Here is a 21,184-nt window from a genome sequence, read left to right on the forward strand (position 1 = left end):
TTTCCTACTTCAAACTCGTGCAGGCACCGGCAGTGGCGAGGACAGCAGACGATTGTCGAGCAAGCCCAAGCCCTCCTGAAACAGCTGGTTGCTGCGCTCGGTGTCGCCCAACTGGGCCAGCAGGCGAGCCAGTTCGGCGCAGGCTTCGGGATTGCGCTGTACTTGCAGGCTGCTTTCCAGATAATCGCGCGCCTTGCCCCAGAGACTGTTTTGCAGGCACAGACGGCCCAACGTCAACAGCAGGCTGGCATCGCCTGGATGGTCCTTGAGCCAGCCTTCGGCAAACTTCAATTGACGCGCAGGGTCACTGCCGCGCAGCAGGCCATACAGCCGGATCAAGTGACTGTCGTAACCGCGCTTGAGCGCACCACGCAGCACTTCTTCGGCCTTGGCATCGGCGCCCAATCGACGCAGTTGGTCGGCATACGCCAATACCAGTTGTGGCTGTTGGCGCTGGGCAGCGGTCAGTTGCTCCCATGCGCGCTCCAAGGACTGCAACCCCGCCTCGCCTTGCTCTTCACGCTGGGCCGCCAGGCTCAGGTTCTCGCCCCACGCGCGTCGCTCCAGCTCGGCCAGCTCATTGGCGGGCAAGACTTTGTCCTTGCGCAGTTCCGGCAGCAGGCGAATCACCGACGACCAATCGCCACGCTGCTGATGCAGGCGTTGCAACTGTCGCAGCACTTGCGCGTTATGCGGATGACGCTCATGCATCGCCTGAAGGGTGACCAGAGCGCCTTCCGTATCGCCTCGATCCATCTGCAATTGCGCATGGCTCAGTGCAATGGCCAGTTCGGCCTGGGGCTGGCGCTCCAGCGCGCGCTCCAGCAAACCGTCGGATTCCTCATAACGACCCTGCTCATTCGCCGCACGGGCCGCGCCGATGTAATACAGCAAAGGTTGACGCTCTGCTTCGGCGGCGCGGTGCAGGTGGCGTTCGGCGCTGGCCCAGCGGCCCTCGGCGAGGTCCATCTGGCCTTGCTCGATAGCAATCTGCACACGACGGCTGCGGTTGCGTCGTGACCAAGGGTTGACCACGCCACCGGATGTGGTGACCAGGCTCCACAACACACGAATCAGGTAAATCGCCAGGCCAATGGCGAACAGAGCCACCAATGTCGCCCACAGGCTTGATTCGTAATGCAGCAAGTGAGGATAGGTAATCAACACGTAGCCGGTGTGCTTCGAAATGCCCACGCCCAGGGCCAGGGCGAGCGCAATTGCGAGCACCAGGATCACATAGAAACGCTTCATCAGCTCTACTCCTGGGTCGCCGGTTTGCCAGCCGAGGCCTTGGCTTCGTCGGCAGACAGATGACGACGCTCAAGGTACGCCTGCACAGCAGCCAGGCTCGCGGCCAGGTCAGGCGTGACCACCGACACGGCCTTGGGCTCGAGCTCGGCAATACGCGCCAGCATCGCCTTGCTCTGCGGGTTGTCCTGGTTGAAGTTGTCCTGCAACACGCTGCGCGCTTCTCCCAGCGAGCGGCTGTATACCGCCGCCTCGCCGTTAAGCGCAGCCCACTGGGCTTGCTCCAGCGCCAGGCTCAAGGCCAGCCGCACTTGGTTCAAACCTTGGCCTGCCAACAATGGGCGGATGTTGTCATCCGGGTTGAAGTCGATGCGGAAGTAACGGGAAATCTGCTCCCACCATTGGCTCAACTGGTTCTGCGTATCGCTGGTGGGACGCCCCTGGGAAGCGGGCTCGGTGAGCTGATACTCCGGGGCAATCGCCGCAAGCTGCACCACTTGGTCACGCAAGGCGGCCAGTTGCAGGTACAGGCCGGTACGGTCCGGTTGCTCGGTACTGCGCAGCGCAGCCAGGCTCTTGGCCAGTTGCTCGCGTGCGGCGAAAGACCCTGGGTCGCTCTGCTCGCGAAGAATCTCGTCGGCACCCTGGACCAGCGACTGAGCGCTGTTGATATCTTGCAAGGCGGACAAACGCAAGCTGGCCAGACGGATCAGATGCTCGGCCTCGGCCAGGCGCCAATCTTTGCGGCTGGCACCCAACACGGTTTCCAGACGCTGGTTGAGGCGCTGTTGATCACCCTGTAACTGAGTGACCAGACGGCGACGTTCTTCCAGCTCATCCGCACCCGGCAACTGCGCCAGGCGGGCGGCCAACTGTTGCTGGCCTTGCTTGAGGCTCTGGGACTGGTCATCCAGGGTCTGCACCTGGCCCAGCTGGTGCTGGCTGCTGGCTTGCAGGGCACGGACCTGCCAGATCCCCCAACCGCCGGCGGCTACGCCCGCAGCGCCCAACAGCAAGGCGACGATGGCCAGGCCATTGCCACGGCGTGGCGCGCTGACCGGTGTCTCGACCGGCGCATCAAGCGCGGGCTGAGCTTCATCTTTAGGCAAGGCTGTTTCGCTCACGTATCCGTCCTTTGCGTATCAGAGAGTGGGAACGGGATAGCTCCCTAACGCCACTAACAAAGCCGCGGCACTCGCGCCGCGACAATCCACAACTTTTTCTGCACCCGCGGCCCGCGCCATTTCATATACACGCGGGCTGGGCACGAACAACGGCAGCTGTGCCACCTCTGGCCAATCGGGACCGGCCAACGCGTGCAAGTGTAAAAAACCCTGCCCACTGCTGACCACCAGGCCGTTCAAGCGTTCCAACTGGATGCGTTGCATCAGCGCGCCCTTCTCATACACCGGAAGAAAACGCCGATACAATTCCAGGTAGTCGACACTAGCACCTTGCTCGCGTAAACGCTCTGCCAGCAACTCGCGCCCGCCCTCGCCACGCAGAATCAACACCCGGGCGCCCGGCACTGCAATAGCCTCGCGCAAGGCAGGCAGTTCAAGCAAGGCCTCGCTGTCATCGCCCGTGGCGGGACAGTGAACCTGGAGGCCATGATCGGCCAGTATCTGGGCCGTGGCCGCGCCGACACTGAACCAGGGCATGGGTGGCACACTGCTCCCCAACTGCTGCAACGCCAGGCGCGCGGCCGGCTTGCTCACCACGATGACGGCGCAATAGCGCTGCAGCGCGCCAAACACCGCGTGATGTTCAGCGGTCACCGGCAACGCTTCGGTCTCCAGCAAAGGCAGGCAACTGCTGTGAATACCGCGCTGGGCCAATAGCGCCGCCAGGGCCGTCGACTCCTCGGCAGGCCGCGTCAGCAGCACTCGCCAGTCGGTCACTGCGGGCCGGCCTCGCCATAGACTTTCTGCAAAATGGCACCCGCGCCTTTTTCCAGCAGTTCCTCGGCAACCTGAATCCCCAAGGCCGTGGCATCACGTTGCGGCCCACGCACCTCGGCGGTCAGCAGGTTACCGCCGTCCGGATCACCGACCAGGCCACGCAGCCACAGGTTCTCACCTTCGAGTACGGCATAGCAGGCGATGGGCACTTGGCAGCCACCGTTGAGGTGTTTGTTCAAGGCACGCTCGGCGGTGACGCGCACTTCGGTGTCCGCGTGATCGAGAGGTTTTAGCAGTGCATGAATTTCGCTGTCGGCGGTGCGGCATTCGATACCGACTGCGCCCTGCCCGCCAGCCGGCAGGCTGTCGTCGACGCTGATAGCCGATGTGATGCGGTCTTCAAAGCCCAGGCGGATCAGGCCGGCAGCGGCGAGGATGATCGCGTCATATTCGCCGGCATCCAGCTTGGCCAGGCGTGTGTTGACGTTGCCACGCAAAAAGCGGATCTGCAGGTCAGGACGCCGCGTCAGCAACTGCGCCTGGCGACGCAGGCTGGAGGTGCCGACGATACTGCCCAGCGGCAATTCGTCCAGGGACGCGAAGGTGTTGGAAACAAAGGCGTCGCGCGGGTCTTCGCGCTCGCAGATGCAAAAAAGGCCCAGGCCTTCAGGGAAGTCCATGGGCACATCTTTCATCGAATGCACGGCGATGTCGGCTTCGTTGTCCAGCAGCGCGGTTTCCAGCTCCTTGACGAACAGGCCCTTGCCGCCGATTTTCGACAGTGGCGAGTCCAGCAGCTTGTCGCCGCGACTGACCATGGGCACCAGGGATACCTTGAGGCCGGGATGGGCCTGTTCAAGGCGTGCTTTGACGTATTCGGCCTGCCACAAGGCCAAGGCGCTTTTACGGGTGGCGATGCGGATTTCGCGAGAGGACATGGATCAATCCGTACTGAATAGATACGGCGGATAATAACAGCTCAGGCAAATACGCTTTGATTTGAATCAGGCAAGTGCGGGGCCTCCCTGGCCACATCGCACCGGGATAAGGAACGCAGACCGCGCCGCAGCCCTCGGGCTAAAGCTGCTGCATCATCTTGCGCACGCCAGCGACATGGCGTCGGCTGACGATCAACGCATCGCCATTGAGCCCCTTCAGGAATAGCTGAAAGTGCCCCAGGGGCGTGCGCTGCAGGCGCTCGATGCGTTCACGGGCGACCAGCGCGTTGCGATGAATGCGCACGAAACGTTCGCCAAACTCGTCTTCAAGGGCCTTGAGCGGTTCATCGAGCAACACTTCACCGGTCTCGTGGCGCAGGGTCACGTACTTGTGATCGGCAATAAAGTAGACCACCTGGCCGAGTGGGATCAGCTCGATGCCCTTGCGGGTACGCGCGCTGATATGGCTGCGCGGCCCGTTACCACTTTGCGCAGCCGGCTGCGTCAAGGCAGCCAGTTGGGCACGGCTGGGGCGCTCGGCTTTTTTCAGGGCCTTGAGCAAGGCTTCGGCCGTGGCCGGCTTGATGAGAAAACTGACACCGCTGTCTTCCAGCGTCTGTGCAGAAAACTCATCCTGCGCCGCACACAACACCACGGCGGGCGGCGATTCGCGTTCACTCAAGCGGGCGGCGACTTGCAGGCCGTCGAAACCGGGCATGCGGATATCGAGCAGCACTACATCCGGCTTGTGGCTGTCGATCAGCGTCAACGCCTCTTCGCCGCTGGTGGCAATCGGTTCAAGGACTGTATAACCCTCGAGTTCACTGACCAGACGGCTCAGTCGCTCGCGGGCTTGGGGTTCGTCATCAACGATCAGGACATTCATATTGCGCTGGATTCCTGCGTGAGTCTCGCACAAGGATAGCGTAGACAGGTGCGGTGACTGACGTCACAGCGATCCACGCTAAGACTAGCGCGAGCGGCAAAAAGTGCCGTGAGAATGGCACCCAAATTTACCCGGACCTGTTCAATAGCGCCCAAGACCCGCTGCCTCCGGGCATCGTCGTAGGGTTCACTGATAAACAATCCGAATACCCCCCTGTTTAATGGATAGTCTGGTTATGACCGCATCACCCGACTTTGGTGCATTCACACACTATCAGTCCAACTGTAGACGCTCACCGAGGCGACATTGCTCAATCGTCAAATATCGTTTCAATAAGTACCTGCCCCCAGTCTCGTCCCGGATGCGGTCGGCGGCAAGGCACTTAGCCATCTCTTACACAAATAAAATTGCCGGCCACCCGCAGCACCGCGTCCACGGGCAACCCTGTTATGATCGCCAGCACACCTTCATGCCTCTTTTAAGCAGATCACGAGCGAATCCATGAGCACCGACAAGACCAACCAGTCCTGGGGCGGCCGCTTCAGTGAACCCGTCGACGCCTTCGTCGCGCGCTTCACCGCCTCCGTCACCTTCGATCAACGCCTGTACCGCCACGACATCATGGGCTCCATCGCCCACGCCACGATGCTGGCCAAGGTCGGCGTGCTGACCGATGCCGAGCGTGACAGCATCATCGACGGCCTGACCACCATCCGCGGTGAGATCGAGGCAGGGACGTTCGACTGGCGCGTCGACCTCGAAGACGTGCACATGAACATCGAGGCACGCCTCACCGATCGCATCGGCGTGACCGGCAAAAAATTGCACACTGGCCGTAGCCGTAACGATCAGGTCGCCACCGATATCCGCCTGTGGCTGCGCGATGAGATTGACCTGATCCTGGGCGAAATCACCCGCCTGCAAAAAGGGTTGCTGGAGCAGGCCGAGCGCGAATCGGACACCATCATGCCCGGTTTCACTCACTTGCAGACCGCACAGCCTGTGACCTTCGGCCACCACCTGCTGGCCTGGTTCGAAATGCTCAGCCGCGACTACGAGCGCCTGGTCGATTGCCGCAAGCGCGCCAACCGTATGCCGCTGGGCAGCGCTGCACTGGCCGGCACCACCTACCCGATCGACCGTGAGTACACCGCACAACTGCTGGGTTTTGACGCCGTGGGCGGCAACTCACTGGACGGCGTGTCGGACCGGGACTTCGCCATCGAATTCTGCGCCGCGGCCAGCATCGCGATGATGCACCTGTCGCGCTTCTCCGAAGAGCTGGTGCTCTGGACCAGCGCGCAATTCCAGTTCATCGACCTGCCGGACCGCTTCTGCACCGGCAGCTCGATCATGCCGCAAAAGAAAAACCCCGACGTGCCAGAGCTGGTGCGTGGCAAGAGTGGCCGTGTATTCGGCGCACTGATGGGCCTGCTGACCCTGATGAAAGGCCAACCACTGGCCTACAACAAGGACAACCAGGAAGACAAAGAGCCATTGTTCGACGCCGCCGACACCCTGCGCGACTCGCTGCGCGCCTTTGCCGACATGATCCCGGCGATCAAGCCCAAGCACGCGATCATGCGTGAGGCGGCCCTGCGTGGGTTCTCCACCGCGACCGACCTGGCGGATTACCTGGTGCGCCGTGGCCTGCCGTTCCGTGACTGCCACGAAATCGTTGGCCACGCCGTGAAGTACGGTGTGGACACCGGCAAAGACCTGGCGGAAATGAGCCTGGAAGAACTGCGCCAGTTCAGCGACCAGATCGAGCAGGATGTATTTGCCGTGCTGACCCTGGAAGGCTCGGTGAATGCCCGTAACCACGTGGGCGGCACTGCGCCAGCACAGGTCAAGACAGCGGTCGTGCGCGGCCAGCAATTGCTCGCCAGCCGCTAAAAGCATCGCAGGCAAGCCAGCTCCCACACTTGATTGGGTTCACACATCAAAATGTGGGAGCGGGCTTGCCCGCGATGGTGCCCTTACAGCTGCCAAAGATTTATTTTTTGGCTGCAATCATCGCCATGAACGCTGGCATCGCCGCCTGCCTGTCCGCCTCTACCTTCTGCGCGTTGGGCATCTCATTCAGGCGCGCCAACAACGCCTTCGCTTTCGGCAACTGCGCCAGCAGGTCCAGCCCAAACAGCTTCTCGCCCACACCGCAGGCCAGGTTCAAGCTGTACATGAAATACAGGTCCGCGAGGGTGAAGCTCTCCCCTGCCACATAAGGCGCGAACTTAGCGTGCCGGCCTAACGTACCGATCCCAAGCAACAGCTCGGCCCTGGATTTTTCCTTGATCGCCTCCGGCACCGACATGCCGAAAAAAGCCTCGGCGAAACACGCCCGTGCAGGCAGTTCGATGTACAGCTCGATCTCACGGCACAGCGCCAGCACCTGTGCCCGCGCAAACGGGTCGGCGGGCAGCAGCGCAGGGCCTTCCTGGCTCTGCTCCAGGTATTCGAGGATGACGCTGGTTTCGTTGATGAACCCCTGCTTCACACCCAGCACCGGCACTTTGCCGCGGGGGCTGACCGCCAAGGCTTCGGGGGTTTGCCCGGCGTAAAAAGGCACTTCTTCGAAGGGCAGTCCTTTCTCCAACAGCGCCAGCTTGACCATGTTGTAGTAGTTGCTGACCGAAAATCCGTAAAGCTTGAGCATCGCAAAGCCTCCAGGCCGGGTGCGGGGTTGGCTGCAAGAGTTATAGATCCTCGAGGTCTCCCTGACCAGCAGCATCACCCACCTGAATGGGGGTAGACTGACGCCCTTTCCTTGAGGAGCCTGCCATGAGCGAGCCGACCGATATCGACAACGACGAAGAAGAATTCACCGAAACCACGCTGATCGAAGCCATCGAGAACCAGATCGAGAGCGATAACCCGCCAGCGGCGAAGGCTACGTTCAATAAACTGACCCTGGTGGGTTACGAGCGCGAAGAGATCCTGAATCTGATGGCTCACGTTCTGGCCTTCGAGATCGACGCCATGCTGGACGAGGACCGCGCCTTCAATACCGAGTGGTATGAAACAGCACTGCGGGCACTGCCCGAGCTGCCGCCGGAAAAGCAATAACCCCGGCACGCAGCAACACGCTGGACAGTTCGGCAAAGTGCGTTCACCTTATGGCCTGCTAGCCTCTAATAAATTTTAGAAAGTCTGGAGTCCTTATGTCGTATACCCCTGAGTTGGTTGCCGAACTGGAAATCCTTGTACTCTTCCCCTTGGACAGCACCAAGGAAGGCTTGAAAGTCCATCAGACTGCCGCCCCTACTGCCATCGCCGCTGCCAAGCGCCTCCATGCCAAAGGGCTGATCGACCAACCGGACGGGGGCTATCTGACGAGCCTTGGCCGGGACGCTGCCGAGCAAGCCCAAACCCTGCTGACCATCCTCACCACTGCCAGCACCAAAGAAGCCGCCTGATACCTGATACCGCCCATGGAGTCCGCCGCCTGCGGATTCCGCGGGCATTGCTGCGCGGCCTACAAAATTCTGACGCCAAAAAGCCACTTCCCTCTAAAACTCCTACGCTACTGTCTGTAAACTCCTGCATGGCCGCCCGCGTCGGGCCCTGCGAGCCAACGAGTTCGACATGACCCGCACCCATGAAATCCGCCCCGATCTGGACGAAGGCATCGACCGCAAGGTGCTGACCCAACTGCGCGCGCGTTTCATGACCCTCAATCAAGGCCGCATGGCCCGGGCCGTCGAGGGGCTGACGCCACGCCAGCAAAGCGTGCTGGCTTTGTTGCCGCTGTTTTTCCACGTCAATCACCCGCTGTTGCCAGGCTACGTCTCCAGCAGCACGCCGGCCGGGTTGTCGAATTTTGAACCGGACGCCCAGGCCCTGGCCGATGCCCAGCGCCTGACCCGCTCGTTTTCCTATAAACCGCGCCACGGTAACCCGCCTACGCCGATACACGGTTTGTTCCTGATGGGCAGCCTGGGCACGCTGGCCCAGGCCGATCAAAGCGATATGGATGTGTGGGTGTGCCACGCCCCCGACCTGAGCGAGACCGAGCTGGCCGAGCTGCGCAAAAAGTGCCAACTGCTGGAAACCTGGGCCTTGGGCATGGGCGCCGAGGCGCATTTCTTCCTGATCGACCCGACGCGCTTTGTGTTGGGTGATCGCGATACACAATTGAGCTCCGACGACTGCGGCACCACCCAGCACTACCTGCTGTTGGATGAGTTCTATCGCACCGCGATCTGGCTGGCCGGACGCACGCCCATCTGGTGGTTGGTGCCGGTCTACGAAGAAAACCGCTACGCCGAGTTTACTCACGCACTGATTTCCAAGCGCTTTATCCGCGCCGATGAAACCCTCGACCTCGGCCATTTGGCTCATATTCCTCCGGGGGAATTTATTGGCGCGGGGCTGTGGCAACTGTTCAAGGGCATCGAGTCGCCCTATAAATCGGTGCTCAAGCTGCTGCTGACCGAGGTCTACGCCAGCGAACACCCGAAGGTGCAGTGCCTGAGCCTGCGCTTCAAACAGGCGGTGTTCAGCCATCAGGTAGACCTGGATGAGCTGGACCCGTACATCATGGTCTACCGCCGTATCGAGGAATACCTCAAGGCCCGCAACGAGCTGGAGCGCTTGGAACTGGTGCGCCGCAGCCTGTACCTGAAGGTCAACCGCAAACTCAGCGCCGGCCAGCGCACTGCTGGCTGGCAACGGCAGCTACTGGAACGCCTGGCGCATGAATGGGGGTGGGACACACGCCAACTGGCCCTGCTGGACAGCCGCAGCCAATGGAAAGTGCGCCAGGTCGCTTCCGAGCGCCGCGCCCTGGTCAATGAGTTGAACTACAGCTACCGCTTCCTCACTCAGTTCACCCGCAGCGAACAGTCCGCCAGCCCGATCAATAAACGCGACCTCAATGTACTGGGCCGCCGTTTGTACGCAGCGTTCGAGCGCAAGGCCGGCAAGGTCGAGTTTATCAACCCCGGCATCGCCCCCGACCTGGCCGAAGACACCCTGACCCTGGTGCAGTCGCCCAACCGCAAGGAGCCGGGCCAACACCATTGGGGCCTGTATAACGGCAACCTTACCGCCCTGGAATGGGAACACTTCGCGCCGATCAAACGCAGCCGCGACCTGCTGGAAATGCTCACCTGGTGCCATCGCAACGGCGTGATCGACAGCAGCACCCGCCTGGCGCTGCACCCCGGCACCAGCGACATGACCGAGTTCGAGTTGTTCAACCTGCTGGGCAGCCTGCAACAGACCATCGCCTTGCCCCTGGCCAGTGTCGATGAGAGCCGTTTGCTGCGCCCGGCAGTGCCAGAAGAGGTGCTGCTGCTGATCAACGTAGGGGTTGACCCGCTCAAGCATCATCGCGACCTGAATATCCTGATGACCACCGAGCGCACCGACTCCCTGAGCTATGCCGGCGTGCGCGACAACCTGGTGCTGACCCTGGACCAGGTCACGCTCAACAGCTGGAACGAAGTGATGGTCAGCCGCTATGACGGCCCGCACGCCCTGCTCGACTGCCTGCGCGACTACCTCAACCAACTGCCATCGAACCATCTGCCACGCCTGCGGGTGCGCTGCTTCTGCCACAACCGGGCGCAGTTCATTGCCCAGCGGGTGGAAGAGGTATTCGACACCGCGCAGCATCTGCTGCTCGGCCAGGGCAACCATCGCTACCTGCTCCAGGTGCAGCAGCATTACCACGTCATGGAACTGGTGCCGGGCCAAGCCACCCATGTATCGCTGCCGACCCAGGACGCGCTGATCGCTTACCTCAACGAGGAGTTGGCCAGCTACAGCCCGTGGCACCTGGACGCCATGGCCCTGGAAGACCACGACCTGGCGCTGCTGCTGCCCATGGGCCAGGCCGAGTGTGTGCAGGTGTTCTACCGGGTCAATGAAGGCTTCGCCGACGTGTACGTGCTCGACGAATTCAACGCGCTCTGGCAACAGCGCTTGCCGTTTCATGATGAGCAAAGCCTGCTAGCGCCGCTGCAGCGTTTTTTGCAATCGATCCTGTACCGCCGCGAAGCGCTATCGTCCCTGGACGCCCAGCAACCCGCGGGCGAGTTACAGATCCTGTACTACCAACTGTTGCCATCGGGCAACGGCCGTGCGCGAGGCGTGGAGCCACGGCCGGCCCCGCAAGACCCTGCCAACAAAGCGTTTTATGACGTGCAGGCGATTATCGGCAAAGGCGCGCCAGGCCACGTAGGGATCACCCTGTACTGCAATCAGCGGGAGTTTTCCGAGCTGGAATTTGGCGACCAGCTGTTTGCGGTGGTCGCCCGGGAGATCGTCGGGCAACGTCGGGAAACCGAGCGTTACCGCTGCTATATCACTGACCTGGATCTGTCAGGGCTGCTCGGTGATGTGCAAAGCCCAAGCAATCTGTACCTGCGTTATAAAGCCGAACTGGAACAGTCACTCAATGCGGCCTTGAATCAGGTTTAGAGCGGGAAGGCGCCGCCATCTTTGGGCTGGCCTTCGACGCTGAGCAATTCCAGCTTCAGGGTCTTGCCGCCAGGCGCCGGCCAGTCGATGTGCTGGCCCACTTGCAGGCCAAGCAATGCGCTGCCTACCGGCGCCATGATCGAAATCTTGCCTTCGTCGGCGTTCGCGTGCTTGGGGTAGACCAGCGTCAGGTGATAGTCCTTGCCGCTGCCTTGCTCACGGCAATGCACGCTGGAGTTCATGGTCACGACACCCGCAGGCACTTCATCGTGACCAACCACGTCTTCGGCGCGGTCGAGTTCGGCTTGCAACGCTTCGGCGCCGGGAGACTCGTCGCCCAAGCGGTCGATCAGTTGCTCCAGACGCTGCACGTCAAGACGGGTAAGAATGATGGACGGTGCGGTGGTCATGATTCAGGCAGACTCCTTTTTTCTGCACACAAAAGCAAAACCCCGCCAGGAAAAGGCGGGGTTCTCACGGACCTCGATGAATGGAGGTGTATCCGGACACTACCACAGCGACACAAATAAACAAGACGCCGTCAGGTGCTCGCCTTGCGCTGCTCGGCCTCGGCGCAGATCACCCGGCGCCGCGCATCGTCGGCAGAGCGCCATTCCCGGATGTCTTCCACATGGCGGAAGCAGCCCAGGCAGACTTTCTGCTCGTCCAGGCGACACAAACTGATACAAGGTGACGGCACCGCCGGGCTGACATTGCTGAACAGCGGCTTGGGCGGGCGTACGGTTGCAGGCTCACTCACCATCAGATCTCGTCGAAATCCAGTTCGTCGCCGGTGTATTCCTGGACCAGGCGGGCGAGCATCTCACCCAGCAACTCTTCACTCTTGTCGCACTGCCATTTGCCGCTTTCTTCGTCGTAATCGAAGTGAACGCCACCGGAGCGCGCCGCCAGCCACAGCTGACGCAGCGGCTCCTGGCGGCTGAAGATCAGTTGCTGGCCGCTCTCGAACTTGACGGTCAGCACACCGGCCGAGTTTTCCAGGTCCACGTCCAGGCCGCTGTCGTCGAAAATATCTTCCAGCCCCTGCTGGGTGGCATCCACCAGGTCGTGAAAACGGGCTTCGGTCAAACTCATTGTGGCAACCTCAAAAGTGTCTGGTTTTGCTCAAGCGCCGCACGATACGGGCGAGCTTCGCCGATTGCAAAGGATACTGATTTGATTACGGATCACGGTACGAAATATCCCCAGGCATCGTAGCCTGCTTCCCTACTGTCTCAGCAAACCCCCGCCGGACGGGTGTTGCGGCGCATAGGCAAGCTGGCGGGTGGTCGGTATACTCGGGCGCAATTAATGCATATTCAAGGATTTCGCCATGAAGCGCCTGATCTCTTCCCTTGCTGCGCTCGTCGCGGTCGCTTGCCTCGTTAGTGCCTGTGGCCAGAAAGGCCCGTTGTACCTGCCGGATGACAGCAAAGATCCAAACGAACAGGCGCAATCGTCGCAAAAGCCGTCAAAAGCCCATAAGCACGACACCTACTAAGCCAAGGGAAACTTATGGACGCTTTTAACTACCGGGACGGCGAGCTGTTCGCGGAAGGCGTGGCCTTGTCCGCGATTGCCCAGCGCTTCGGCACCCCGACCTATGTGTACTCGCGTGCGCATATCGAAGCCCAATACCGCTCGTTCACCGACGCCCTCGACGGCGTGCCGCACTTGGTGTGCTACGCAGTCAAGGCCAACTCCAACCTGGGTGTACTCAATGTCCTGGCGCGTCTTGGCGCTGGTTTTGACATCGTGTCCCGTGGCGAGCTGGAACGCGTACTGGCCGCCGGCGGCCAGGCGGACAAAATCGTCTTCTCCGGCGTCGGCAAGAGCCGCGAAGACATGCGTCGCGCCCTGGAAGTCGGCGTGCATTGCTTCAACGTCGAATCCACCGACGAGCTGGAGCGCCTGCAAGTGGTCGCCGCCGAGATGGGCGTGCGTGCGCCGATCTCCCTGCGCGTCAACCCGGACGTCGACGCCGGCACCCACCCGTACATCTCCACCGGTCTCAAAGAGAACAAGTTCGGCATTGCCATCGCCGACGCCGAAGACGTGTACATCCGCGCCGCCCAACTGCCGAACCTGGAAGTGCTGGGTGTCGACTGCCATATCGGTTCGCAACTGACCACATTGCCACCGTTCCTGGATGCCCTCGACCGCCTGCTGGCGTTGATCGATCGCCTGGGCGAGTGCGGCATCTACCTGCACCACATCGACCTCGGTGGTGGCGTGGGTGTGCGTTATCGCGATGAAGAGCCGCCGCTGATTGCCGACTATATCCAGGCCGTGCGCGAGCGCATCGAAGGCCGCGACCTCACGCTGATGTTCGAGCCGGGCCGCTACATCGTCGCCAACGCTGGCGTGCTGCTGACCCAGGTCGAGTACCTCAAGCACACCGAACACAAGGATTTCGCCATCGTCGATGCGGCGATGAACGACCTGATCCGCCCGGCGCTGTACCAGGCCTGGATGGATGTCACCGCCGTGACGCCGCGCGCAAGCAAAGCCCGCGCCTATGACATCGTCGGGCCGATCTGCGAGACCGGCGACTTCCTGGCCAAGGATCGTGAGTTGGCGCTTGAGGAAGGTGATCTGCTGGCCGTGCATTCGGCCGGTGCCTACGGGTTTGTCATGAGTTCCAACTACAACACCCGTGGGCGTACCGCCGAGGTGCTGGTGGACGGTGATCAAGCATTTGAAGTGCGTCGCCGCGAGACGGTAGCCGAGTTGTATGCTGGCGAAAGCCTGCTGCCGGAGTAAGCCATGCTGCTGCGTTTTACCAAGATGCACGGGCTGGGTAATGATTTCATGGTCCTCGACCTGGTCAGCCAGCACGCGCACATCCTGCCCAAGCACGCCAAACAGTGGGGCGATCGCCACACCGGGATCGGGTTCGACCAGTTGCTGCTGGTCGAGGCGCCGAGCAACCCGGAGGTGGATTTTCGCTACCGGATCTTCAACTCCGACGGTTCTGAAGTGGAACAGTGCGGCAACGGCGCGCGCTGCTTTGCGCGTTTTGTGCTCGACAAACGCCTGACTGCCAAACGCCAGATTCGCGTCGAAACCAAAGGTGGCGTGATCGAACTGGACATCCGCAACGATGGCCAGATCAGCGTGAACATGGGCGCGCCGCGCCTGGTGCCGGCGGATATTCCGTTCCAGGCCACCGAGCAGGCCCTCAGTTACGCGTTGGACGTGGATGGCAAAACCGTAGAGATCGCCGCCGTGTCCATGGGCAACCCCCATGCAGTGCTGCGGGTCACCGACATCAATAACGCCCCCGTGCACGAACTGGGGCCGAAGATCGAACATCACCCGCGCTTTCCGGCACGGGCCAATGTGGGCTTTTTGCAGGTGATCGACCGTAACCGTGCGCAATTGCGCGTATGGGAACGCGGCGTCGGCGAAACCCAGGCTTGCGGCACCGGTGCTTGCGCCGCTGCCGTGGCCGCGATCAGCCAGGGGTGGATGGATTCGCCGCTGTTGATCGACCTGCCCGGTGGACGTTTGTCCATCGAATGGGCAGGCCCTGGCCACCCGGTGATGATGACCGGGCCGGCCACGCGTGTATACGAAGGACAGGTCCGTCTATGAGTGAGCCAAGCTAATGACCGATAAGCCTCAAGTACCCGCACACGCAACCCCGAGTGAAAGCCTGGAGGCCGCTGCTGTCGCGGCGTACCTTGAGGCTAACCCGGACTTCTTCGTCGAACACGAAGAGTTGCTGCCGGCCCTGCGCATCCCTCACCAGCGCGGCGATACCGTATCGCTGGTGGAGCGGCAGATGAAGATCCTGCGCGAGCGCAATATTGAAATGCGCCACCGCCTCTCTCATCTGATGGACGTGGCCCGCGACAACGACCGCTTGTTCGACAAGACGCGCCGCCTGATTCTGACCCTGATGGATGCCACCAGCCTGGAAGAAACGGTGATCGCCGTGGAAGACAGCCTGCGTGAGGATTTCCAGGTGCCCTTCGTCAGCCTGATCCTGTTCAGCGACAACCCGATGCCGGTGGGCCGCTGGGTCACAGGTGGCGAGGCGCAGACGGCCATCGGCGGCCTGTTGTCCGAAGGCAAGACCGTCAGCGGCACCTTGCGCGAGCATGAACTGGACTTCCTGTTTGGCGCCGAACAGCGCAAGCAGATCGGCTCTACGGCCGTCATCGCCCTCAGCCATCAAGGCTTGCACGGGGTACTGGCCATCGCCAGCCGCGATCCGGCGCACTACAAAAGCTCGGTGGGCACGTTGTTCCTGACCTATATCGCCGAAGTGCTGGGCCGCGTCCTGCCACGCCACACCACCACCCTGCGCGCGGTGCGCTGATCATGGAGCGGCAACTGGACGCTTACTGCGCTCACCTGCGCAATGAGCGCCAGGTGTCGCCCCATACGCTGGAAGCCTATCGGCGGGACTTGAACAAGGTCCTAGCCTATTGCGAAAAACAGCACGTCAGCAGTTGGACGGCCCTGGATATCCAGGCCCTGCGCAGCCTGATCGCCCGGTTGCACCAACAAGGCCAGTCCTCACGCAGCTTGTCTCGCCTGCTGTCGGCGGTGCGCGGCCTCTATCACTACCTCAATCGCGAAGGCCTGTGCGACCACGACCCGGCCAATGGCCTGTCGCCGCCCAAAGGCGAGCGGCGCCTGCCCAAGACCCTGGACACCGACCGCGCCCTGCAACTGCTCGACGGTGCCGTGGAGGATGACTTCCTGGCCCATCGTGACCAGGCAATCCTTGAGCTGTTCTACTCCTCGGGCCTGCGCCTGTCCGAGCTGACGAGCCTGAACCTCGATCAACTGGACCTCGCCGATGGCTTGGTGCAAGTGCTCGGCAAAGGCAGCAAGACCCGCGTACTGCCCGTGGGCAGGAAAGCCCGTGAAGCCTTGCAGCTATGGCTGCCGCTACGCTTGCTGACCAACCCGGCAGACGATGCCGTATTTGTCAGCCAGCAAGGCCGGCGCCTGGGGCCACGGGCGATCCAGCTGCGGGTCAAGGCCGCCGGCGAGCGGGAGCTGGGGCAGAATCTGCACCCGCACATGTTGCGTCACTCCTTTGCCAGCCACCTGCTCGAATCCTCCCAAGACTTGCGCGCCGTGCAGGAATTGCTCGGGCACTCGGATATCAAGACCACGCAAATCTACACCCACCTCGACTTCCAGCACCTGGCAACGGTGTACGACAGCGCCCATCCACGGGCCAAACGCATCAAGGGCGGCGACTCATGAGTATCAAGCTGATCACCTTCGACCTGGACGACACCCTCTGGGACAACGTACCCGTCATCATCAGCGCCGAAGCGTCGATGCGCGAATGGCTGGCGACCCACGCGTCCAAGGTCGGCGACCTGCCCCTTGAGCATTTTGCCAGCCTGCGCCAACAGGTGCTGCAGCGTCATCCCGAACTCAAGCACCGCATCAGCCTGCTGCGCCATCGCGTGCTAATGCATGCGCTCGAGGAGGCCGGTTATCCCCAGCCTGAGGCCACAGAGATGGCGGACGTCTGCTTCGAAGCGTTCATCCACGCACGTCACCAACTCACCGTGTTCCCGGAAGCCGAGCCGATGCTCAAGGCGCTGCGCCAGCACTTCCTGCTGGGGGTGATCACCAATGGCAATGCCGATGTGCAGCGCGTGGGCCTGGCGGACTATTTTCACTTTGCCCTGCGCGCTGAAGATATCGGCATCGCCAAGCCGGATGCACGACTGTTTCAGGAGGCGCTGCAACGTGGCGGTGTGGACGCCAGCGCGGCTGTGCATGTGGGCGATCATCCTGGGGATGATATTGCCGGCGCGCAGCAGGCGGGGCTGCGGGCGGTGTGGTTCAACCCCACGGGCAAGGCCTGGGAGGGAGACAAGCACCCGGATGCGCAGATTCGCAGCCTGACGGAGTTGCCGGAGTTGCTGCATAGCTGGCAGTAACACCATAGATCAAAAAATGTGGGAGCGGGCTTGCTCGCGAATGCGGTGGGTCAGTGATGAAGGTATCAACTGACACTGCGCATTCGCGAGCAAGCCCGCTCCCACATTTGATTTGTGGTGACCTGAGAGATTTAATTCCAGGCATGAAAAAGCCCGCAGCGACGGCGGGCTTTTTCTTACAAGCAGGAGGCAGACCTCAGATAGGTCGGCTGCCGTACTTGTTATCCGGCTTCTTCGGTGGATCAGCCACCACGTTGGCCTCGACTTCCTGCACTTTGCCACCTTTAGCGAGGAACTCTTCCATCGCACGGGCCAGGGCATCGCGCTCTTTGTTCTTGGCTTCAACACTCGGCAACTCGTCTACCGAAACAGCCGCCTTGGCTTTGCCTTTGGCTTTGGGAGCCGCGTCATCGCCAACACTGTTATCGTCATCTTCCGCAACGTCGTCAGCCGCTACTGCTTCAAGACCGTCTTCGGTGTCGTCTTCATCACCTACTTCGAGGTCGTCTTGTTCCAGATCATCGTCGCTCATGTTCTACCTCATGACTTGCGAAAAGCAGATTAGTTATAGCCCAGCTTCACCCTCTGTCGAGGCCGCTGGAAAAAAATCAACATCCACAGGATTCCCTATGGCTTATGCCCCTTCACCGTGCAAGGTGGCGAGGACTTTACGAGCACCGCCATGATCACGGTGCTCGCCCAGATAAACACCTTGCCAGGTCCCTATCGCCAAGCGGCCGGCCTTGACCGGCAAACTCAGCTGGCAGCCCAGCAGACTGGCCTTGAAGTGCGCCGGCAGATCATCCGGACCTTCGTCGTTATGTTCAAACCCTGCGCGACCTTGTGGCACCAGCAGGTTGAAAAAACGCTCGAAGTCACGGCGAACCGCCGGGTCGGCATTCTCGTTGATGGTCAACGAGGCCGAGGTGTGCTGCAGCCACAGATGCAACAGGCCCACACGGCAGGCCTTCAATTCAGGCAAGCCGGCAAGCAACTCGTCCGTTACCAAGTGAAAGCCCCGGGGCTTGGCCCGCAGGGTAATCAGGGTCTGTTGCCACATACAGTTCTCCGCCCATCGGCGCGCATTCTAGCGCGCTCTGAGAAAAAACAAAGGGCCGAATACGCCTTCATGCCTGTAAGACATTTGCACCCTTAAAAGTACTGTGTGGATCCCATCACAAACTCGATAAAAAACCCATGCACCTTTAGCCACAGACAAACGCCAGGCAAAAAAATGCCCGGCAAGCCGGGCATGTTTTTTTCACGTAGTTACAAGTTGTAGCCGCGCTCGTTGTGCTGCGCCAGGTCGAGGCCAACCGCCTCTTCTTCTTCGGTGACACGCAGGCCCATGACCATGTCGAGCACCTTGAGGATGACGTAGGTCACGATCGCCGTGTAGATCACGGTGAAGCCCACCCCTTTGCACTGGATCCACACTTGGGCTGCGATGTCGGTCACGGTGCCGAAGCCGCCCAGAGCAGGAGCTGCGAACACACCGGTGAGGATCGCGCCGACGATACCGCCGATACCGTGCACGCCGAAAGCGTCCAGGGAGTCGTCATAACCCAGCTTGCGCTTGAGGCTGGTAGCGCAGAAGAAGCACACCACACCAGCGACCAGGCCAATCACCAGGGCGCCCATCGGGCCCACGGTGCCAGCCGCTGGTGTCACGGCGACCAGGCCGGCGACCACGCCCGAGGCGATACCCAGGGCGCTTGGCTTGCCGTGGGTGATCCACTCGGCAAACATCCAGCCCAAGGCCGCGGCGGCGGTGGCGATCTGGGTCACCAGCATCGCCATGCCCGCGGTGCCGTTGGCCGCCGCAGCGGAACCGGCGTTGAAGCCAAACCAGCCGATCCACAGCATGGCCGCGCCCACCAGGGTATAGCCCAGGTTATGCGGGGCCATCGGAGTGGTCGGGAAACCTTTACGCTTGCCGAGCACGATGCACGCCACCAGGCCAGCCACACCCGCGTTGATATGCACGACGGTGCCGCCCGCGAAGTCCAGCACGCCCCAGTCCCACATCAGGCCACCGTTGCCGCTCCAGACCATGTGCGCAATTGGCGCATAGACCAGGGTGAACCAGATAGCCATGAAGATCAGCATCGCGGAGAACTTCATACGCTCAGCGAAAGCACCGACGATCAGCGCTGGGGTAATGATGGCAAAGGTCATCTGGAAGGTGATGAACACGGCTTCCGGAAACAGCGCCGCCGGCCCAGTGATGCTGGCCGGGGTGACACCCGCCAGGAACGCCTTGCCCATGCCGCCGAAAAAGGAATTGAAATTGACCACGCCCTGTTCCATACCGGTGGTATCGAACGCGATGCTGTAGCCGTAGACGACCCAGAGGATACTGATCAGGCCAGTGATGGCAAAGCACTGCATCATCACCGACAGAATGTTCTTGGAGCGGACCATGCCGCCATAGAACAGCGCCAGGCCAGGGATGGTCATGAACAGCACCAGCGCGGTGGCAGTGAGCATCCAGGCGGTGTCGCCGGAATTGAGGACTGGAGCAGCCACTTCATCTGCCGCCATGGCCAGGCTTGGCATTACGATGGACAGCAGGGCTCCGAGCCCTGCGAATTTACGCAGAGTCATATTGTTTTCTCCTGGGGCGTTGGGGTTTGGCGGCTTAGATTGCGTCGGTATCGGTTTCGCCGGTACGGATGCGAATAGCCTGTTCCAGATTGACCACGAAGATCTTGCCGTCACCGATCTTGCCGGTGTTGGCCGCCTTGGTTATCGCCTCGATAACCCGGTCAAGATCCTTGTCGTCAATGGCGACATCGATCTTCACCTTCGGCAGGAAATCGACCACGTATTCCGCGCCGCGATACAGCTCGGTATGACCCTTCTGCCGACCGAAGCCCTTGACCTCAGTAACGGTAATGCCCTGCACGCCGATCTCGGACAGTGACTCGCGAACATCGTCCAACTTGAACGGCTTGATGATGGCAGTGACTAGCTTCATGAAAACTCTCTCCCGAATTTGGTGGACTTGCCCCAGGAAAACAAACCCGTCTCAAGTCTAAGCGCAGTGCCTGGCTTTGTAACGCATCGTCGCCTCGGCATTTGCCGTCGCGACGCCAGCGAACCACTGGTGACGAGCCCTGTACCCCGGATCCGTCGGCGCACTGCATTCGTCACAGCGACTGCATCAGTGCATGGGTCATGATCGTCTAAGCAGAAACCTTGCCAGCTCCGTAAAAACCACCGAAATCAATCCTTTGCCCGCTTGTGCTCACCTACGGGGCGCCTGCGCGGCCGCAATGCGCATCAAAACAGTGCGTGCCCGCCCGCCCCAATGCGCGAAAACCGTGCGCAGCAGGGCGTGAAAATGACTATAGACGCTGCGTGATACACTGCCGGCCAACTGTTTTCCGGAATATGTCCAATGCTCGCGCCCAAAGACTTCCTCGACGCCCTGAGCGGCCACGCCTCTCGCCTGTTCAGCGGCGACACCCCGCTGCCCCGCAATGAAATCGAAAGCCAGTTCAAGGCTTTGCTACAGAGTGGTTTCAGCAAGCTCGACCTGGTCAGCCGGGAAGAGTTTGACAGCCAGATGGTGGTGCTGGCCCGCACACGTGCGCGACTGGAGAGCCTGGAGGCGAAGGTGGCTGAACTTGAAGCACGGTTGACGCCACCCTCTGCTGAATAAACACGGTGAGTGTGGGAGCTGGCTTGCCTGCGATAGCGCCCTGACAGTCAACACAGCTGGATTGTGTGTAGATCCATTGCTGCGGTAACGGCCACTTGGGGTTCCGCCCTGACGGCGGCTCACTTTTGAACAGCGCAAAAGTAAGCAAAACGCTCTTGCCCCACCACTCGGCACCTCGCTTAGGCTCGGTGTGCCCG

The 21,184-nt window shown here is 61.2% G+C and carries 24 protein-coding genes; 11 read left to right on the forward strand and 13 right to left on the reverse strand.

Annotation, left to right across the window (positions count from 1 at the left end; all coding sequences use genetic code 11):
- Positions 1-9: 9 nt before the first annotated feature.
- The 5 genes from MF6394_RS26070 to MF6394_RS26085 form a co-directional block, all read right to left on the reverse strand.
- Positions 10-1,251, reverse strand: a complete 1,242-nt coding sequence (locus MF6394_RS26070) for a heme biosynthesis protein HemY (RefSeq protein WP_003195384.1) — start codon at positions 1,249-1,251, stop codon at positions 10-12.
- Between the two features lie 5 nt (positions 1,252-1,256).
- Entirely contained in the window at positions 1,257-2,372 is a 1,116-nt protein-coding gene (locus MF6394_RS34755; protein WP_034134043.1) for a uroporphyrinogen-III C-methyltransferase, read from the reverse strand.
- An 18-nt stretch (positions 2,373-2,390) separates the two neighbouring features.
- Positions 2,391-3,149 carry a uroporphyrinogen-III synthase gene (locus MF6394_RS34760; RefSeq protein WP_047712055.1) on the reverse strand — a complete coding sequence of 253 codons (759 nt, stop codon included), beginning with the start codon at positions 3,147-3,149 and terminating at the stop codon, positions 2,391-2,393.
- A complete protein-coding gene (gene hemC / locus MF6394_RS26080; RefSeq protein WP_044269783.1) occupies positions 3,146-4,087 on the reverse strand; it encodes a hydroxymethylbilane synthase in 942 nt (313 codons plus the stop codon). Before hemC ends, MF6394_RS34760 begins: the two co-directional genes overlap by 4 nt.
- Before the next feature lie 139 nt (positions 4,088-4,226).
- Entirely contained in the window at positions 4,227-4,973 is a 747-nt protein-coding gene (locus MF6394_RS26085; RefSeq protein WP_047712056.1) for a LytR/AlgR family response regulator transcription factor, read from the reverse strand.
- Positions 4,974-5,474: 501 nt separating this feature from the next.
- Between MF6394_RS26085 and argH the strand changes: the two genes are divergently transcribed.
- Positions 5,475-6,869 carry an argininosuccinate lyase gene (gene argH, locus MF6394_RS26090; RefSeq protein ID WP_078467845.1) on the forward strand — a complete coding sequence of 465 codons (1,395 nt, stop codon included), beginning with the start codon at positions 5,475-5,477 and terminating at the stop codon, positions 6,867-6,869.
- A gap of 100 nt (positions 6,870-6,969) precedes the next feature.
- Here the strand turns inward: argH and MF6394_RS26095 are convergent, their stop codons facing one another.
- Complete coding sequence (locus MF6394_RS26095; RefSeq protein ID WP_069557814.1) at positions 6,970-7,629, reverse strand: glutathione S-transferase family protein; 660 nt, start codon at positions 7,627-7,629, stop codon at positions 6,970-6,972.
- 125 nt (positions 7,630-7,754) lie between these two features.
- On the opposite strand from MF6394_RS26095, the gene MF6394_RS26100 reads away from it, so the two are divergent.
- The 3 genes from MF6394_RS26100 to MF6394_RS26110 all read left to right on the forward strand — a co-directional run bounded on the left by MF6394_RS26100 (position 7,755) and on the right by MF6394_RS26110 (position 11,399).
- On the forward strand, positions 7,755-8,039 hold the full coding sequence (locus tag MF6394_RS26100; protein WP_034134047.1) for a hypothetical protein: 285 nt from the start codon (positions 7,755-7,757) through the stop codon (positions 8,037-8,039).
- A gap of 95 nt (positions 8,040-8,134) precedes the next feature.
- On the forward strand, positions 8,135-8,389 hold the full coding sequence (locus tag MF6394_RS26105; protein WP_003195403.1) for a TIGR02647 family protein: 255 nt from the start codon (positions 8,135-8,137) through the stop codon (positions 8,387-8,389).
- 169 nt (positions 8,390-8,558) lie between these two features.
- Complete coding sequence (locus tag MF6394_RS26110) at positions 8,559-11,399, forward strand: class I adenylate cyclase (RefSeq protein WP_078467846.1); 2,841 nt, start codon at positions 8,559-8,561, stop codon at positions 11,397-11,399.
- Here the strand turns inward: MF6394_RS26110 and rnk are convergent.
- The 3 genes from rnk to cyaY all read right to left on the reverse strand — a co-directional run bounded on the left by rnk (position 11,396) and on the right by cyaY (position 12,494).
- Entirely contained in the window at positions 11,396-11,809 is a 414-nt protein-coding gene (rnk, locus tag MF6394_RS26115) for a nucleoside diphosphate kinase regulator (RefSeq protein WP_032894565.1), read from the reverse strand. The two genes, MF6394_RS26110 and rnk, sit on opposite strands and share 4 nt — an antisense overlap.
- Positions 11,810-11,940: 131 nt before the next feature.
- The gene (locus tag MF6394_RS26120; protein WP_032897694.1) at positions 11,941-12,159 is read right to left on the reverse strand and encodes a DUF1289 domain-containing protein; all 219 of its coding nucleotides are present in this window, start codon (positions 12,157-12,159) and stop codon (positions 11,941-11,943) included.
- Positions 12,160-12,161: 2 nt separating this feature from the next.
- Positions 12,162-12,494, reverse strand: a complete 333-nt coding sequence (gene cyaY / locus MF6394_RS26125) for an iron donor protein CyaY (RefSeq protein WP_032894564.1) — start codon at positions 12,492-12,494, stop codon at positions 12,162-12,164.
- 238 nt (positions 12,495-12,732) lie between these two features.
- Between cyaY and lptM the strand changes: the two genes are divergently transcribed.
- From lptM to MF6394_RS26160, 6 genes are read left to right on the forward strand one after another with little or no spacing between them, the layout of a single operon-like run.
- A complete protein-coding gene (lptM, locus tag MF6394_RS26135; RefSeq protein ID WP_003195417.1) occupies positions 12,733-12,900 on the forward strand; it encodes an LPS translocon maturation chaperone LptM in 168 nt (55 codons plus the stop codon).
- Positions 12,901-12,914: 14 nt separating this feature from the next.
- Positions 12,915-14,162 (forward strand): diaminopimelate decarboxylase, encoded by a 1,248-nt coding sequence (gene lysA / locus MF6394_RS26140; RefSeq protein ID WP_078467847.1) that lies wholly within the window; start codon positions 12,915-12,917, stop codon positions 14,160-14,162.
- Positions 14,163-14,165: 3 nt separating this feature from the next.
- The gene (dapF, locus tag MF6394_RS26145; protein ID WP_003195419.1) at positions 14,166-14,996 is read left to right on the forward strand and encodes a diaminopimelate epimerase; all 831 of its coding nucleotides are present in this window, start codon (positions 14,166-14,168) and stop codon (positions 14,994-14,996) included.
- A gap of 13 nt (positions 14,997-15,009) precedes the next feature.
- Positions 15,010-15,726: a DUF484 family protein gene (locus tag MF6394_RS26150; RefSeq protein ID WP_014720458.1), complete on the forward strand. Its 717-nt coding sequence runs from the start codon at positions 15,010-15,012 to the stop codon at positions 15,724-15,726.
- 2 nt (positions 15,727-15,728) lie between these two features.
- Positions 15,729-16,628, forward strand: a complete 900-nt coding sequence (xerC, locus tag MF6394_RS26155) for a tyrosine recombinase XerC (RefSeq protein ID WP_047712062.1) — start codon at positions 15,729-15,731, stop codon at positions 16,626-16,628.
- Positions 16,625-17,320 (forward strand): HAD family hydrolase, encoded by a 696-nt coding sequence (locus MF6394_RS26160; RefSeq protein ID WP_078467848.1) that lies wholly within the window; start codon positions 16,625-16,627, stop codon positions 17,318-17,320. The genes xerC and MF6394_RS26160 overlap by 4 nt, the downstream gene beginning before the upstream one ends.
- Before the next feature lie 196 nt (positions 17,321-17,516).
- Here MF6394_RS26160 and sutA read toward each other — a convergent pair whose 3' ends face one another.
- From sutA to glnK, 4 genes are all read right to left on the reverse strand, one after another.
- Positions 17,517-17,852 (reverse strand): transcriptional regulator SutA, encoded by a 336-nt coding sequence (gene sutA / locus MF6394_RS26165; protein WP_047712064.1) that lies wholly within the window; start codon positions 17,850-17,852, stop codon positions 17,517-17,519.
- A 102-nt stretch (positions 17,853-17,954) separates the two neighbouring features.
- Entirely contained in the window at positions 17,955-18,380 is a 426-nt protein-coding gene (locus tag MF6394_RS26170) for a secondary thiamine-phosphate synthase enzyme YjbQ (protein ID WP_032894557.1), read from the reverse strand.
- Between the two features lie 209 nt (positions 18,381-18,589).
- Positions 18,590-19,927 (reverse strand): ammonium transporter, encoded by a 1,338-nt coding sequence (locus MF6394_RS26175; protein ID WP_020302863.1) that lies wholly within the window; start codon positions 19,925-19,927, stop codon positions 18,590-18,592.
- A gap of 34 nt (positions 19,928-19,961) precedes the next feature.
- A complete protein-coding gene (gene glnK / locus MF6394_RS26180) occupies positions 19,962-20,300 on the reverse strand; it encodes a P-II family nitrogen regulator (protein ID WP_002555808.1) in 339 nt (112 codons plus the stop codon).
- A gap of 423 nt (positions 20,301-20,723) precedes the next feature.
- On the opposite strand from glnK, the gene MF6394_RS26185 reads away from it, so the two are divergent.
- Entirely contained in the window at positions 20,724-20,987 is a 264-nt protein-coding gene (locus MF6394_RS26185) for an accessory factor UbiK family protein (RefSeq protein ID WP_003195432.1), read from the forward strand.
- Positions 20,988-21,184: the final 197 nt, after the last annotated feature.

The sequence above is a fragment of the Pseudomonas sp. MF6394 genome, from assembly GCF_002018845.1.
Lineage (GTDB): Bacteria > Pseudomonadota > Gammaproteobacteria > Pseudomonadales > Pseudomonadaceae > Aquipseudomonas > Aquipseudomonas lactis.